Genomic DNA, 15,054 nt, shown 5'->3' with positions numbered 1-15,054 from the left:
TGGCTGACCGGCGAAGCCGGTGGTGCACGATCAGCCGGTGTGGCGTACCTCGGTGTCCCAGATCTGCGCCCACGGACGCCGCAGCCCCCGGCACACGTGGATCGGGCCGCCGTTCTCGTCGTTCTCCACCTCGAAGCGCTGTTCCACCCTCGCGGCGAGGGTGCACTGCTCGAACCAGATGTTGAGCTGGCCGGGGCGCTCCCAGCCGACGGCGATGACCACGTCCGCGTCGGCGGGCGGCCGACCGAAGTCGACCATGCTGTTGTGCCCGGAGTACGCGCGGGGGAGACCACGGGCCGGACCGTAACGCGCCAGTGCGCCGGCCTCGCCGTAGTTGGCGGTCAGGACGACCGCCCGTGACCGCTCCTCGGGCGGCAGGCCACGATGGACCCTCGCGACCGAGTCGGCGAACTCCGGCCAACCGATCGTCTCGCCGGCGTCGTAGTTGACGTCGACCACGAACCCGGGCAACCGGTCGGCCGGCAGCACCGGCAGCAGCAGCACGACGTTGGGCAGCAGGAACGGCACCACGCCCAGCGTGAGCAGCCCACGACGCCACCAGAGCGACCCGCGCGAGGCCCACGCCACGGTGACCAGCGCTCCGGCGGCGGTGAGGACCAGCAACAGCGGCGCGTCGTAGTAACCCTTGCCGCCGGCGATCAGCACGATGCCGACGACGAGCACCCAGGCCCACCCCACCGCCCGGTAGGCCCGCCACTCGGGCCGACGTAGCAGCGCGACGAGGCCGGCGATCCAGATGGGTACGGCGTACGGGCTGATGATGACGAATTGGAGGGTGAACGCGTCGAGCCGGCCGCTGTAGGAGCTGTCGCCGTCGGAGATGGAGGCGGCCACGCCGAGCTGCGGAAAGCCGTTGGCCGCCTGCCAGATCAGGTTCGGCGCGGCCAGCAGCACGGTGACCCCGGCCGCGGCGAGCACCCACCGGTCGCGCAGCAGCCGGCGTGGGCCGGCGATGAGCACCCCCGCGACCAGGCCGACGGCCAGCAGCGCCGGCAGCAGCTTGCTGAGCATGCCCACACCGAGCGCCAGCCCGATGCCCAACGCCCAGCGGCTGTCACCGGTACGCAGCAACCGCACCGCACACCACGCCGCGACCAACCAGACCAGCAGGTCGACGGTGGTGGTGCTGAGCAGGTGACCACTGGCGAGCACGATGCCGGAGAGCGCGGCGAGCACCGCCGCGAAGAACTGCCCGCCCCGGCCGGCACCCAGCTCCCGGGCGATGGCGGCGACCAGCAGCACCGCACCGCCGGCCAGCACCGCCGACGGGGTACGCAGCACCACCAGGTTGCCCGGCGCGATCGTGTCGAGCAGCCGGGCCAGCGCCGGGACCAGGGGCCCCTGATCGACGTAGCCCCAGTCGAGGTGCCGACCGGCGAGCAGGAAGTACAGCTCGTCGCGGTGATAGCCGTAACGGTCGGCGAGTAGCAGGAGCGTCACGGTGGTGGCGGCGGCCACCAGCCACGGGCCACGGGTACGAACGCCGGGCTCCGGCGGCCGCCCCGACGGCGGCGACTGGGTCGGCCGCTGAGGCCGGTCGATTTCGATCGCGGGCTCGCTCACCCGCTCATGATGACCGGCGGCGTCGCCGCGCGGGTGCCCCTACCAGCGTTCGGCACTGTCCCGAATGCGGGTGGTCGGGGCGGGTGCGAAGATCAGCTTTGTCACTCGGACCGAAAGGACGATATGCGCTATCGCACTCTGGGCAACACCGGCACCCTGGTGTCCACCCTGTGTCTGGGCACGATGACCTTCGGCGCGGAGACCGACGAGGCCGGCAGCTTCGCCCAACTGGACCGGTTTGTCGAGGCCGGCGGCACCTTCATCGACACCGCTGACGTCTACTCCACCGGCGTCTCCGAGGACATCATCGGGCGCTGGCTGCGCAGCCGACCCGACCTGCGTGACCGCCTGGTGATCGCCACCAAGGGACGGTTCCCGATGGGCCCGGGGGCCAACGACGCCGGCCTGTCCCGGGTGCACCTCACCCGCGCCCTGGACGCCAGCCTGCGCCGCCTCGGCGTCGAGGCCGTCGACCTGTACCAGGCGCACGCCTGGGATCCGCTGACGCCGCTGCCGGAGACGCTGCGGTTCTTCGACGACGCGGTCAGCGCCGGCAAGATCCGCTACGCGGGGGTCAGCAACTTCACCGGCTGGCAGTTGCAGAAGGCCGCCCTGCTCACCCAGCACCTCAACCTCACCCCGATCGTGACCTTGCAGCCGCAGTACAACCTGCTGGCCCGGGAGATCGAGTTCGAATTGGTGCCGGTCTGCGAGAACGAGGGCATCGGCATCCTGCCGTGGTCACCGCTGGGCGGTGGGTGGCTGACCGGCAAGTACCAGCGCGACAGCACGCCCACCGGCGCGACGCGGCTCGGCGAGAACCCGCAGCGCGGCGTCGAGGCGTACGCGGGTCGCAACGCCGAGGAGCGCACCTGGCGGGTGCTCGACGCGGTCCGCCAGATCGCCGCGGACCGGGGCGTGTCCATGTCGGCGGTGTCGCTGGCCTGGCTGGCGGCCCGACCGGCGGTCACCTCGGTGATCCTCGGCGCGCGTACCACCGACCAGCTCGACGACAACCTGACCGCCGCCGACCTGGTCCTCGACGCCGAGCAGATGCGGCTGCTGGACGAGGCGAGCGCCCCGCTGGTGGGCGACTACCCGTACGGCGCGGCCGGGGTGCGCCAGCGCGCCCGTGACCTGCCGGCCGGGTCATGACGTCGTTCCCCGAGCCCACCGACCCGGCCGGCGGCCGCACCGAGGTCTTCCTGCGCTACCTGGACTACTTCCGCGAGTCCACGGTGGCCAAGGTGTCGGCGCTGGCCGAGCCGGAGCTGCGGCGCAGCCGGCTGCCGTCCGGGTGGACGCCACTGGAACTGCTCACACACCTGCGCCACGTCGAGCTGCGCTGGATCGAGTGGGGTTTCCAGGGCCGGGATGTCGCCGAGCCGTGGGGCGACCGCCGCGACGACCGCTGGTACGTCGCCCCCGACGAGAGCCGCGCGGACCTGGTGGCGGCGCTGCGGGCGCAGGGCGCGCACACCACGGCCGTGGTGACGGCACACGACCTGGCCGAGATCGGCGCGCCGGGCCCGCGGTGGAACGGCGCGGACCCGGCGTCGCTGGAGCGGGTGCTGTTCCACCTGGTGCAGGAGTACGCCCGCCACCTGGGCCACCTCGACGTGGTCGCCGAACTCGCGGGCGGCCCGACCGGCGGGTGAAGCCGTCGGCTCGATAATGGGCTGATGCCGCTGCTCGTCGCACACGTGGCTTCGTTCGTGTGAATCCGAGGCCCACTTGTCTGTGGTGGCGACGCGGTGCTCAGGTCGGACAGCGGCACCACCAGATCTTGGACAGTTTCCGTTACGCCCTAACGGAAACTGTCCAAGATCTGCGCGGAGAGCGTGGCGTCGAACCTGTGCCGTCGTGCGGGCGGAGGCAGTCGACGGTTGGACGGCCGCCTGCGGATGATCCAGCGATGTGTCGTTCGGGTGATCCGGGTGGCGCAGCTGGTGGACGGTCGGCTGTCAGTAGGGGCAGGTGCGCCCGTCGCGAACCATCTGCGCGTACTCGGCGCCGGTGATGCGCAGCCGGTCGGTCTTGCTGCCGTCCTTGGCTCGACAGCCGTTGAGCGAATTGAGGTAGATCCAGGTGTGGGCCGCGTCGTCCGCGCGCCCGGTCACCTCGAACGGTTTGGCGCCGGGTGCCGAGATCACCATCGTCTGACGCCGTCCGTCAGCCAGGTAGTCCAACTCCAGTCGCCATCGGCAGTGCTGTTTGGCGCTGCGCGCTCGTACCTGGATGACGTTCTTCTCACCCTTGGGCAAGGTGATCTTGTGGGTGGCGAAGAACGGTGCACCGGCACCGGCATCCTCGCCACCCAGGTCCTCGACGAGCATCCGGGGATTCGGTCGATCCACATGTGTCACGAGGACGACCTTCTCGGAGGCGCCCTGGGATTCGTTGGGCTCCCGGATCCCGGTGAGCGGGGGGCGGCAGGGCTCGACGAGGACGGGTCGGAGATCGACGGCCTCCACGGCCTCGTCCCGGGTGCCGACGAGGGTGATCTCCCAGGTGCTCCGTTCGATGTCGACCGCGCCGGCCTCGACGGCCGGATCATCCGGCCGTTCGGCGTCCAGACGAGCCAGGTCGGCGCCGGCGGGGTAGACGTAGTCGAGCGCACCCTCGTCCGGGTAGGGGACGTGCTTCAGGTCGAGGACGACGAGTGGTCCCCGGCCGGCCAACTCCTCGGCCAGCTCGTTCGCCGGTTTCCACTGGTTGATCATGCCGAGAACAACGGCGCCGAGCCAGGTGGCGACCGCACCGACCACGATCGTCAGCAGCCAGGTGACGGGACGTTTCCACCAGGCGACAGGTGCCGGCGCGGGGGCCCTACGGCGACGCGGAAGCTTGTTACGTGGACTCATGGACCGGAGTCTCCTGCGTATCGGTGGACGTGTCGGTGGACGTGTCGGTGTCGAGGATCCGACGGGCCAGCAGCACGGGCAGCGCGACGAGCCAGCCCCAGGCCGCGCCGAAGCGCAGCGCGGAGGTCAATTGCCGGCCCAGGGACTCCCAGGGCGCGCAGCCGGTGGGGGAGTCCGAGATGGCGCAGTCGACCAGGACGTCAGACGTCGCGGTCAGCGCGGACGCCGCGATCACGGCACCCCAGCAGACGACGACGAGCCCGAGGTGATGCCCGGAGGTCGGCAGGCCGTCGAGCAGCGCCCAGAGCAGGAGCCACAGCACCAGCAGCAGGGCGACGGCGAGCACCGACCTGTGCACCCACACGTCCATCGACAGCGGATTCAGCTCGGTCGCGTGAGTCAGCCGGTATTCCACGTCATCGCGTACGCGTGGGGGCGGGGACAGGGCGGGGCGGTACAGGAACACCCTGAGCAGCGCCAGGAATCCTCTTTCGGTATAGCTGTCCCAGACCGCCTGGGTGCCGTTGACCAGCATGAGCACCAGCACCGGAAGGACACCGGCCAGGGCGAGGTTCGCGCTGCGTCCCCGCACGTCGCCGATCAGCGGCACCCGGGCTGCCTCGGTGTCGTCAAGCGATTCCTGAGGCTCGTCGTCGCTCTCGTCGCTCTCGTCGCCCTCGTCGCCCTCGTCGGTGTCGTCGTGCAACTCGTCCAACAGCACTCTCGCCAGTCTGGTGCCACCGACCAGGGATGCGTTCATGCCCGCGATCAGGCAGCCGAAGAAGAGGGCGTCGGACGTCCAGCCCGTCAGCGTCAGGTGCGCGCTGGCGAGAAGCGTGGAGTGGTCCAGTGCCTCGTTGGCGTACCAGCCGGTGGGGGCGGTGTGGACACGGACCACGAAGGTGGCCCACCAGAGTAAATCCCCGATCGCCGTGGCAGTCAGGGCGGCGGCCGCGCCGGTCATCGCCGCGACGAACGGGTGCGTCCGTCGGGTGACGAGGCCGCAGGCCAGGTACGTCGACACCCCGATCAGCAGGATCACGCCCCAACGGATCAGCGGCGTCACCGCGTCCATGATGGGAGCGGTCGTGGGGTCGAGGGGGGCGAAGAAGACGTACCCCTTGGCGACGAGGGTCGGGAGGTCGACGGCGGCCCGCGTGAAGGTGATCGGCTCCGTCATCGAGCGGATCTTGAGGGTGACGCTCAGGTATATCAGTGTGGCGCCCACCGCGGCGAGCACGGCGACGACAATCCTGAATGGTCGGCTCATCTGGCCGACGTCGTCCCGGGGCGGCCCGCGAGCCGCTGGACGATGTCCGGAGTGGTCGTCACGCCGTCAGTCTCCCGCATCGTGATGCCTTGCACAGGCCCGTCCGTGCCCGCTCGGGCGTGGCTGACGCTGGGTCAGCGGGCTTGCGCCCAGCCGACGAAACGCGGGGTCAGATCGGGCAGCGCGACGTCCGGGGTGAGCTTGGTGAGATTCGAGGCGGGTTACGTCCAACTCCACATCGTCCCGGCGGACGCGCCCAGCTATCCGGGGCTCGACGGACCGTTCACCATCGCCGACATGCCGGACGGGTCGCGGGTCGCGCACGTGGACAGCGCGGCACGCCGGCTGACCGACCACATCGCACGGAGGCTCCCGGCGCTGGCCGGGAGCCTCCGTCGTGGGGTGGGGGGGCCGTCGGCCGTCGCGCACCGACGATCGATGGGATCATCGAACAACGGCCGGGTCGGCCGGTTGCGGTTGCGGGGCCGCCGGCCAGGTGAGTCGGCGTACGCCGGGAACAAGCGCGGTGCACGCGCAGGAGGCGAGGACCAGCAGGCCCGCCACGGCCAGCGGAACGGGTGCGCCGAAGGCGTCGGCGGCCAACGGCGCCAGCGCGTAGCCCAGCGGCATGGCGCCCAGCGACACCAGCCAGTCGTACGAGGTGACCCGGGCCAGGACCTCCGGCGGGAAGTGGTGCTGCACGACGGTCTCCCACACCGGGTTGAGGTAGCCGAGGGCGGTCAGCGCCACCGCGTAGGCGGCGATCACCGCGGGGGCGGGCGCGGCGACGGCGAGCAGGAACAGTGGGGCGGCGTAGCAGGCCAGCCCGAGGTTGGCCAGCAGCACCGGCCGGTGCAGCCGGACCCGCCCGGCCAGCAGTGATCCGGTGAGCATCCCGATCGCGCCGGCCTGCAACAGCAGCACCCAGGTCGTCTCGCCGCCCAGGCGGTCGATGGCGACGGCCGGCCCGAGGGTCATCAGCACGGCGGCGGCGCCGTTCCACACGCCGTGCCCGAGCAGGCTGGTCCAGAACCAGTCGCGGGCGCGTACCTCGCCGAAGCCGTGCCGCAGGTCGGCGAGGACGGAACGGCGGGGCACCGGCACGTGGCGGACCCGCACCAGCGCGAGCAGCATGGCGCTGAGCGCGAAAGACGCGCCGTCCAGGATGAACGCCCAGCCGGGCCCGGCGGCCCAGATCAGCGCGCCGGCCAGGGCCGGGCCGGCGAGGCGGCTGGTGTTGGCGGTGATCCCCATCAGGGCGTTGGCCCGCTGCCGGTCGGCCGGTTCGACGGTGCCGGCGACCAGTGGAGACGCGGTCGGGATGGCGAACGCCGAGGCGGTGCCGCCGAGCGCGGACGCCACCACCACTGTGGTCAGTGACGGGTCGCCGCCGAGCAGCTCCACGCCGACCGCGAGCTGCGTGGCGCAGCGGACCAGGTCGGCCAGGAGGGCGACCCGGCGGGCGTCGAACCGGTCGGCAACCACCCCGCCGAACGGCAACAGGACCAGCCGGGGGACGACCGCCGCGGCGAGGACGACGGCCAGCGCGCTGGTGGAGCCGGTAGCCCGCAGCACTGCCAGCGCCAGGGCGGCAGGCACCACCGCGTCGCCGAGAGCGGAGATGGTGCGCCCCAGGAACAGCAGCCGGAAGGAATGGTCGCGCAGCGGGTGAGCCATGACCACAACATACTTCGGCGTCGAATATTTCGGCAACGAATATTTTGGTACCGAGGTAAGCTGGCGCGGTGACCACCACTCCGGACGCCGTCGACCGGCACATCGAACGCTGGCTGCCCGTGGTGCCCGACCTCGACGCGGACATCGAGGGGGCGGTGACCAGGATGATCCGGCTGACCCGGCATCTGCGGGCCGTCAAGGAGCGGGTCCTGGTCGATCTCGACCTACCGGCCCACGAGTACGACACGCTGCACGCCCTGGCCGGCCGCGGTGGTCGGGCGGCACCCTCGGACCTCGCCGCAGACCTCGCGATGGCCCCCGCCTCCATCACGGCGCGAGTGGACGCGCTGCTGCGGCGGGGCTTCGTCCACCGGATTCCGTCGACAGTCGACCGTCGGCGCGTCGACGTGGAACTCACCGAGGCGGGTCAGGCCGCCTGGCGCGGGGCGATGGAGGTCCAGGGCGCCGAGGAACACCGCCTGCTCGGCACACTCACCGCGGCCGAACGGCGACACCTCTCCGACCTGCTGCGCCGGGTGCTGCTCGTCGCCGAGCAGCCACAGAGCACGCCGCAGACCGACTGAGCGAGGCCGAAATCGCCTGGCGGCCCGCGTACCGCTGATGGAAGGGTGACCGGCGTGACTGCGCATGAGCTGGCCGGGGCCCTGGCCGACGACGGACGGCGACGGATCTTCGCGGCGATCGTGCTGGGTGCGACCAGCGCGACCGAGGTCGCCGAGCGGACCGGCCTGCCGGCACGGGTGGTGCTCACCGGGGTCCGCCGGCTCACCGACGCGGGCCTCGTCACCGGCGCGGACGGTGCCCTCGCGGCCGACGAGGCGTCGCTGCGGGCCACCGCGCGCGACAGCCGCCCCGCCGACGACGCCGAGCCCGGAGTCGACCCGGTGCTGCGGACCTTCCTGCGCGCGGGCGTCCTGGTGAGTCTTCCGGCGCAGCCGAGCCGGCGGCGGGTCCTGCTGGCGCACATCGCCGAGCGGTCGTTCGAGCCGGGCACCCGCTATCCGGAGCGGGCCGTCGACGACGCGCTCAAGCCGTGGTGCGCCGCGGGAGGGTCGGATCACGTGACACTGCGCCGGTATCTGATCGACGAGCAGTTGCTTACCCGCGAGCGCGGCGTCTACCAGCGGCTCTGATCGTCCACCGCGCGAACAGTCTCGTTGCGGAGGATCTTGCTAGCCTCGGCGCATGACCTCCTGCACGCCCTCGGATGGCCCGCCGGACCTGTTGTTCCTACTCTCCTGGGCGAGTCACGCGTTGCAGACCGAGCACGCCGCCGGGCTGGCCGAGTTGGGCATCTCGCCGCGGGCGCACTACGTGCTGGCACAGGCCCACACCGGTGAGCTGACCCAGCGGGAGATCGGTGAGCGGTGCGGTGTGGACAAGACCACGATGGTCGTGACGCTCGACCAGTTGGAGCGGGCCGGGCTGGCCGAGCGCCGTCCGGCGCCGACGGACCGACGTGCCCGGCTGGTCGCGGTGACGCCGGCGGGGGAGCAGGTGCTGCGGCAGGCGCAACAGGTGGTCCGGCGCATCCAGGACGACCTGCTGGCAACCCTGCCCGAGCAGGACCGGGAGGTGTTCCTGCGGGCTCTCCTGGCGCTGGTGAGCGGGCCACTGGCCAACACCTCCCCGTACGCGCCGGGGGCCCGTTCCAGCTGTTAGTTCTGAGAAAGATAGTTCCGAACCAGACTATCTGTTACGGTCGTACTCGTTCGTTTCCCCTGAACGAGGAGCCGTCATGAGCGCTGCCGCCGTCACGACCCCCGCCCCCTCACCACTGCGCCGCCGCGCCCTCGGCGTCGCCGCCGCCGTCGTGGCTCCCCTGGCCATCTGGGCGATCGGCGCGCTGGTCGGCGTCGACTACACAGTCGAGAGCCCGGGCCAGCCCGCCACTGTCATCGGGGCCGGCGCGATCGCCATGATCGCCCTTGTCGCCGCCCTGCTCGGCTGGGCGGCGCTGGCACTGCTGGAGCGGTTCGCCACCCGGGTCGCCCGACCGGTCTGGATCTCGCTGGCCATCGTCGTGACGGCGCTGTCCTTCGTCCCGGTGCTCAGCGTCGAGGCCACCGGCGGCGCCAAGCTCGCCCTCGGCGCGACGCACGTGGCCGTGGCGGTCGCGTTGATCGCCCTGCTGCCCCGCCCGCGCCGGTAGGCGGCACGCTGGTGTTCCCCCTGCCCACCTCGTGTCGCGCTGACCACGGGGTGGGCGAAAACCCTCGGGAATTGAACCCCGAAACCGGGGCGACCGGATAAAACCGTTGACCGGGCGGTGATGATCAACAGGTGACCGTTACCGCCCGGCCCACCTGGACGACCAGCACCAGCCGGCCCGACCACCCCGACGCGGTGCTTCTGCTGCGCGAGTACATGAGCGAGATGGTGGTTCGCTATCACCGTCGCCCGGTCCTGCCCGGCGAGGTCGACGCGGCCCTGGCCGAGATGCCCAGCGACGACCTGACCGAACCGACCGGGCTGCTCCTGCTCACCCACCGCGGTTCCGAACTGGCCGGTTGCGCCGGGCTGCGCTGGCAACCCGGCTGGGCCGAGCTGACCCGGGTGTTCATCCGCCCCGAGCACCGCGGCGCCGGTGGGGGCGCCATGCTGCTGGCCGCCGTCGAGGAGCAGGCCCGCGTGGCCGGGGCGGACCGGATCCGGCTCGACACCCGGCATGACCTGGTCGAGGCCCGCGCCCTGTACGCCCGGCACGGCTACGCCGAGATCCCGGCGTACTCGCGGGGCCCCTACGCCGACCACTGGTTCGAGAAGCGGTTGTCCTGAGCAGTTGACGTCGGCGCGCGGACGCGCTAAATAAGAAGAGGAAGTTGAGTCGGCCCGGCTCAACTCATCACCTTCGGCCAGGAGAACCGAGGAGGCATGACGATGTTGATGCGTACCGACCCGTTCCGCGAGATCGACCGGCTCGCCGAGCAGTTCTTCGGTACGGCGGCCCGTCCCGCGACGATGCACCTGGACGCCTACCGCGACGGCGACCACTTCTACGCGGCGTTCGACCTGCCCGGCGTCGATCCGGACAGCATCGACTGCACCGTCGAGCGCAACGTGCTCACCGTCCGCGCCGAGCGCCGCAGGCCCGCCGGCGACGGCATCGAACTGGTCGCCGCCGAACGCCCGATGGGCACCTTCACCCGGCAGCTGTTCCTCGGCGACACGCTCGACACCGACAAGCTGGAGGCCGGCTACGAGAACGGGGTGCTGACGCTGCGCATCCCGGTCGCCGAGCGCGCCAAGCCCCGCCGGGTGGCCATCCAGGCCAACGGCGGCTCCCGCCGAGAGATCAACGCCTGATCCGACACGGTGACGGGTGGGACCGGCGCGCCTGCACGCCGATCCCACCCGAGGCTGAGAGCCTTTTTCACATGGTGTTCTCCGACGCTCCGGTGCTCGCCCGCCCGTCCGCGCCACCGGCGCTGCCGAGCGGGCCGGTCGAGGTCACCGAGGCGTGGCTGCGCAACCGGCGGCTGTCCGAGCACACCCGCGACGCCTACCGACGTGACGTCACCGGCTGGCTCCGCTGGTGCGCCGGCCGCGACCTGGACCCGCTGCGGGCCACGTTCCTGCACGTCAATGAGTACGCCCGCGCGCTGGAGAGCGGCGTCGACGCCCGCAGCGGCCGCCCACTGACCCCGGCGACCGTCGCGCGCCGACTCTCGGCGCTGTCCAGTTGGTACGACTTCCTGGTCAAACTGGGCGCTGTGCCGGCCAACCCGGTCTCCGGCGCCGACCGCCCCCGCGTCGACCGGGACCACTCCGCCACCGTCGGGCTCACGCCCGAGGAGGTGGACGCCCTGCTCAGCGCGGCCGACGCGGACACCGGCGCGACCGCCGTACGTAACCGGGCGGCGCTCGCGCTCCTCGCCGACCTGGGTCTGCGGGTCGGCGAGCTGATCTCGCTGGACCTGACCGACCTGGGCACCGAACGCGGCCACCGCAGCGTGCGTTTCATCGGCAAGGGCGGCAAACAACGCCGCCGCGCCCTCACCCCCGGCACCGGGCACGCCCTGGACGCCTACCTGGCCCAGCGGGCCGCCACCACCGGCGTGCCGGTGCCGCAGCTCACCGGCCCGCTGCTGGTCACCGCCAGCGGTGCCCGGCTGGACCGGCACTCGGTGTTTCGGATGGTTCGTCGGCTCGCCCGCGCCGCCGGCATCCCGGCCTGGGCGAAGCTGTCCCCACACTCGCTACGGCACGCCTTCGCCACCACGGCCCGCTCCGAGGGCGTGCCGTTGGAGGACGTGCAGGACGCCATGGGACACGCCGATCCGCGCACCACCCGCCGCTACGACCGGGACCGGCACAACCTCGACCGCGACCCGGCCTACGCGGTGTGGGCGGCCCGGTCGCGTCGTCGCGGCTGAACGCTACACGCCCGACGTCGGGTTGTTGATCAGTCGAGAACCGCAGTGGCTTCGACCTCGACGAGGAGATCAGGCTCGCCCAGAGCACTGACACCCAGCAGCGTGATGGGCTTGACCAGGTCAACTCCCAGCTTCGCGCCCGCCCGAGCGACGCCTTCGCCCAGCAGGGGCATCTTGTCGGGCGACCAGTCGACGACGTAGATGGTCAGTTTCGCCACGTCGCCGAAGGACCCACCGATCTCGGCCAGGGCGGTGCCAATGTTGAGATAACACTGCTCGACCTGCGCGGCGAGGTCTCCCTCGCCGACTTTGCGCCCTTCGACGTCGCGGGCCACCTGACCGGCGAGGAAGACCAGCTTGGACCCGGTTGCGATCGACAACTGACGGTAGACGTCCGGCTTCGGTAACCCGTCCGGATTGACGAGAGTGATGGCCATGCTGACTCCTTCCGTCGTTGCGCCGGACCGTCTCAGCTCTGTGGGCGGGGGCAGATGCAGAACGGCTGCCCGATCGGGTCGAGAAGCACCACCCACCGCTCACCGCCGGGCTGGAAGGCCGGCTTCGACGCGCCCGCGGCGACGAACTTCTCCTCCGCCGCCGCCAGGTCGTCGACGTAAAGATCCAGGTGGTATCGCTTGTCGCCGGTCTGGTCCGGCCAGGAGGGCGGTCGGTAGCCCTCGACCAGCCCGAAGCCGATGGAGACGCCACCGGAGCTGATCATCGCGTACTCCGGTTGGCTGTGGGTGACCTCCCAGCCCAGCGCCTCGTGGTAGAACGCGGCGTGGCCGGCGGGATCGGGACTGTCGAGGTTGACCATCGCGAGGTCGGCAAGAGTTGTCACGCCGGCAGTATGCCGCCGGGGCCCGACAACTCCGGCCCGCAACGCCCGTCCGCTCGCGCCGACCGGTCAGCAGAGCAGGTCGAGGTGGTGGTGGGCGTCCTCGGCGATCTCCTCGTGCCGCAGCCAGCGGCGCGCCCACAGCCGCGCGGCCAACTCCGCCTGCTCGTCGCCCCACGCGGCGTGCTCGACGAGCAACGCGGTGGTCAGCGCGTACGCCAGGCGCAACGCCAGACCGCGGGCGCCCGCGAGCACCGCCGACGCACCCGGGTCGACGGTCACCGCGGTGATGGTCTCCGCCAACTGCGCGGCGGCGGTGGCCAGGGTGTCGGCCAGCACCGGCGACAGCGGCCGCGCCAGGTCGACGGCGGCGGCCAGCCGGCTCAGCAGCGGCGCACCGGCGTCCTCCCGGGTCAACGCGCGCAGCACGTCCAGGGCCAGCACATTGGTGGTGCCCTCCCAGATCGGCAGCACCTGGGCGTCGCGCAGCAGCCGCGGCACGCCGGTGTCCTCCACGTAGCCGGCCCCGCCGAAGCTCTCCACGTACTCGCTGGCGGAGCTGACGGCGAGCCGGCCGGTGGCCAGCTTGGCCAACGGCGCCACGATGCGCAGCTCGGCCGCGGCCTCCGGGTCGGCGCCGACCTCGACCCGCCCGAGCAGGGCGAAGGCATGCCCGGCGAGGGCGAACGCGCCCGCCGCGTCGACCGCGAGGGTGCCCAGGGTGGCCCGGTGCAGGGGCGAGGACACCAGCGGGCCGCCGGCGACGTGCCGCACCTCGGCGTACGCGCGGGCGTAGGCGAGACCCCGTCGCATCCCGCCGGCCGCCGCCGCGGCGTTGTGCACCCGGGTCACCACGACCAGGGTCATCGCCCGGACCAGACCGGGCACCGCCGGGTCACCCAGTGGAAGGGCGTACGCGTCGCGCAGGCCGATCTCGGCGGTGGGCAGCGCCCGGGTGCCGAGCTTGTCCTTGAGCCGGTGCACTGTGACACCCGGTGCGGGTGCGCCCGGCGCCGCGCCGTCGGCCAGGGGTGAGTCGACCGCGTACCGGGGAACGAGGAACGGGGCGAGCACCCGGCTGCCCCGCCCGGCGCCCTCCGGCCGGGCCAGCGCCACCGCCATCGCCGCGTCGGCGGCGGAGCAGAACCACTTCTCCCCGGTCAGCCGCCACGAACCGTCCGCCGCGGGTCGGCCGAGCGTGCTGGAGCGGCCCAGATCGGAGCCGCCCTGCGACTCGGTCATCCACTGCCCGCTGGTGATCGCCGTGGCCGGGTCCGTGGAGATCAGCCGGGGCAGCCACGCATCGCGGACCGTGGCGTCGACGTCGGGCATGCTGAGCAGCGCCGCCGCCCCGTCGGCCATCGCCACCGGGCAGGAGAACGTCGCCGACTCCGGCCCGTACAGGTGCAGCAGGGCGTGCTGAACGACCCGCGCGGCGGCACCCCAGGTGCCCCGGGCGTCCGGCAGGTAGGGCAGCGCCACCACGGCGTGTCGGGCGGCGGCGGCGCGTTGCGCCTGCCAACCGGCGGAGGTGTCGATGCGGTCGATCCGGGCACCCCACGGGTCGTAGCGGACCAGCGTCGGCGGGTGCGCCTCCGCGTCGGCGTGCGCCGCGCGCAGCGGCCCGGTGACGTCGGCGGCCAGGTCCGCGAGACGGCCCTTCGCGGCGGCGTGCCCGCCCGGGCCGAGGTGACGCTCCAGCCAGGACCGCAGCAGGCCATCGCTGGCGTACGGGTCGACGGGGGGTGGTACCGGCTGCACGAAGCGGCTCATCGATCGGCTCCTGGCACTGCTCGGGGGTGTGCGCCGACGGTAGACGATGCGGGGCCGCCGCGAACAGGGCACACCCGCCCATCGGGCGCACCCAGTTTCCGGCTTGTCGCCCGTCGGCGTGAGCGTCTTCTCTACGGTCGGTAGTCGTGGGTGCGGGCCAGTCGTGGAGCCGACCGGCCCGGCGTCACCGCCCGATGCGCACCGGGTTGGCGTTCGCCGGGTTCGGCGTGGCGCTGTGCTGCGTGGGGGTGGCCGGCTTGGGCGCCTGGAACCTGCAGACCGTCCGACAGGCCGCCGGTCCGATCCGGGAGACCGCCGACGGTTTCCTCAGCGAGGTGGCCCTCGGCGACAGTGACCGGGCGTACGAGCGGCTCTGCGAGGACGCGCGCAGCCGCTGGAGCGAGATCGGCTTCACCAGTTGGGTGCGGACACCACCGATGGTCACCGACTACGAGATCACCGACGTGTCGGTCGCCACCCGCAGCGGACGACCGCACGGCACGGTGACAGTGAAGGTGACTCGCGACGGCGGGCTCAGCGAAGAACGTCGCCTGCCGGTGGTCCGTGAGGACGGGAACTGGCGGGTGTGCGGTGACCCCTTCTAGGCCCCCGGTCGACGCCCCGATACGCCCACAGCTGCTGCGACCACGC

Annotated in this window: 17 protein-coding genes and 1 pseudogene; 11 read left to right on the top strand and 7 right to left on the bottom strand. The window is 72.1% G+C overall.

Annotated features, from left to right (window positions below):
• Positions 1-30: 30 nt before the first annotated feature.
• A complete protein-coding gene (locus ACIA47_RS00445; protein ID WP_396704176.1) occupies positions 31-1,584 on the bottom strand; it encodes an ArnT family glycosyltransferase in 1,554 nt (517 codons plus the stop codon).
• A gap of 123 nt (positions 1,585-1,707) precedes the next feature.
• Here ACIA47_RS00445 and ACIA47_RS00440 point away from each other — a divergent pair, with 123 nt between their 5' ends.
• Positions 1,708-2,739, top strand: coding sequence for an aldo/keto reductase (locus ACIA47_RS00440; protein ID WP_396704174.1), 1,032 nt, complete (start codon positions 1,708-1,710; stop codon positions 2,737-2,739).
• The gene (locus ACIA47_RS00435; RefSeq protein WP_203121363.1) at positions 2,736-3,242 is read left to right on the top strand and encodes a DUF664 domain-containing protein; all 507 of its coding nucleotides are present in this window, start codon (positions 2,736-2,738) and stop codon (positions 3,240-3,242) included. Before ACIA47_RS00440 ends, ACIA47_RS00435 begins: the two co-directional genes overlap by 4 nt.
• Positions 3,243-3,548: 306 nt before the next feature.
• On the opposite strand, the gene ACIA47_RS00430 is transcribed toward ACIA47_RS00435, so the two are convergent.
• Entirely contained in the window at positions 3,549-4,448 is a 900-nt protein-coding gene (locus tag ACIA47_RS00430; protein WP_396704172.1) for a hypothetical protein, read from the bottom strand.
• Positions 4,435-5,718 carry a hypothetical protein gene (locus ACIA47_RS00425; RefSeq protein ID WP_396704170.1) on the bottom strand — a complete coding sequence of 428 codons (1,284 nt, stop codon included), beginning with the start codon at positions 5,716-5,718 and terminating at the stop codon, positions 4,435-4,437. The genes ACIA47_RS00430 and ACIA47_RS00425 overlap by 14 nt, the downstream gene beginning before the upstream one ends.
• A gap of 213 nt (positions 5,719-5,931) precedes the next feature.
• Here ACIA47_RS00425 and ACIA47_RS00420 point away from each other — a divergent pair.
• Positions 5,932-6,060: pseudogene (locus ACIA47_RS00420) on the top strand (Scr1 family TA system antitoxin-like transcriptional regulator); the annotation flags it as partial.
• Positions 6,061-6,162: 102 nt separating this feature from the next.
• Here the strand turns inward: ACIA47_RS00420 and ACIA47_RS00415 are convergent.
• Positions 6,163-7,395, bottom strand: a complete 1,233-nt coding sequence (locus tag ACIA47_RS00415; RefSeq protein ID WP_396704168.1) for an MFS transporter — start codon at positions 7,393-7,395, stop codon at positions 6,163-6,165.
• 68 nt (positions 7,396-7,463) lie between these two features.
• Here ACIA47_RS00415 and ACIA47_RS00410 point away from each other — a divergent pair, with 68 nt between their 5' ends.
• From ACIA47_RS00410 to ACIA47_RS00380, 7 genes are all read left to right on the top strand, one after another.
• On the top strand, positions 7,464-7,979 hold the full coding sequence (locus ACIA47_RS00410) for a MarR family transcriptional regulator (RefSeq protein ID WP_203120468.1): 516 nt from the start codon (positions 7,464-7,466) through the stop codon (positions 7,977-7,979).
• A 54-nt stretch (positions 7,980-8,033) separates the two neighbouring features.
• Positions 8,034-8,549, top strand: coding sequence for a DUF2087 domain-containing protein (locus ACIA47_RS00405; RefSeq protein WP_396704165.1), 516 nt, complete (start codon positions 8,034-8,036; stop codon positions 8,547-8,549).
• Positions 8,550-8,601: 52 nt separating this feature from the next.
• Complete coding sequence (locus ACIA47_RS00400; RefSeq protein WP_396704163.1) at positions 8,602-9,078, top strand: MarR family winged helix-turn-helix transcriptional regulator; 477 nt, start codon at positions 8,602-8,604, stop codon at positions 9,076-9,078.
• 76 nt (positions 9,079-9,154) lie between these two features.
• Positions 9,155-9,568: a DUF6069 family protein gene (locus ACIA47_RS00395; protein WP_396704161.1), complete on the top strand. Its 414-nt coding sequence runs from the start codon at positions 9,155-9,157 to the stop codon at positions 9,566-9,568.
• 131 nt (positions 9,569-9,699) lie between these two features.
• Positions 9,700-10,194, top strand: coding sequence for a GNAT family N-acetyltransferase (locus tag ACIA47_RS00390; protein ID WP_396704159.1), 495 nt, complete (start codon positions 9,700-9,702; stop codon positions 10,192-10,194).
• Positions 10,195-10,296: 102 nt separating this feature from the next.
• Positions 10,297-10,722, top strand: coding sequence for an Hsp20/alpha crystallin family protein (locus ACIA47_RS00385; RefSeq protein ID WP_396705309.1), 426 nt, complete (start codon positions 10,297-10,299; stop codon positions 10,720-10,722).
• A gap of 71 nt (positions 10,723-10,793) precedes the next feature.
• The gene (locus ACIA47_RS00380) at positions 10,794-11,792 is read left to right on the top strand and encodes a tyrosine-type recombinase/integrase (protein ID WP_203120463.1); all 999 of its coding nucleotides are present in this window, start codon (positions 10,794-10,796) and stop codon (positions 11,790-11,792) included.
• A 29-nt stretch (positions 11,793-11,821) separates the two neighbouring features.
• Here ACIA47_RS00380 and ACIA47_RS00375 read toward each other — a convergent pair whose 3' ends face one another.
• The 3 genes from ACIA47_RS00375 to ACIA47_RS00365 form a co-directional block, all read right to left on the bottom strand.
• On the bottom strand, positions 11,822-12,229 hold the full coding sequence (locus ACIA47_RS00375) for a RidA family protein (protein WP_350863823.1): 408 nt from the start codon (positions 12,227-12,229) through the stop codon (positions 11,822-11,824).
• Between the two features lie 32 nt (positions 12,230-12,261).
• Entirely contained in the window at positions 12,262-12,633 is a 372-nt protein-coding gene (locus tag ACIA47_RS00370) for a VOC family protein (protein ID WP_203120461.1), read from the bottom strand.
• A 66-nt stretch (positions 12,634-12,699) separates the two neighbouring features.
• Positions 12,700-14,403, bottom strand: a complete 1,704-nt coding sequence (locus ACIA47_RS00365; protein ID WP_396704156.1) for an acyl-CoA dehydrogenase family protein — start codon at positions 14,401-14,403, stop codon at positions 12,700-12,702.
• A gap of 146 nt (positions 14,404-14,549) precedes the next feature.
• On the opposite strand from ACIA47_RS00365, the gene ACIA47_RS00360 reads away from it, so the two are divergent.
• On the top strand, positions 14,550-15,008 hold the full coding sequence (locus ACIA47_RS00360) for a hypothetical protein (RefSeq protein ID WP_396704154.1): 459 nt from the start codon (positions 14,550-14,552) through the stop codon (positions 15,006-15,008).
• Positions 15,009-15,054: the final 46 nt, after the last annotated feature.

It is taken from the genome of Micromonospora sp. NPDC051227 (assembly GCF_044455385.1).
Classification (GTDB): domain Bacteria; phylum Actinomycetota; class Actinomycetes; order Mycobacteriales; family Micromonosporaceae; genus Micromonospora.
The sequence above is the reverse complement of the archived record's forward strand: the minus strand, read 5'-3'. Positions and strand labels throughout refer to the sequence as shown.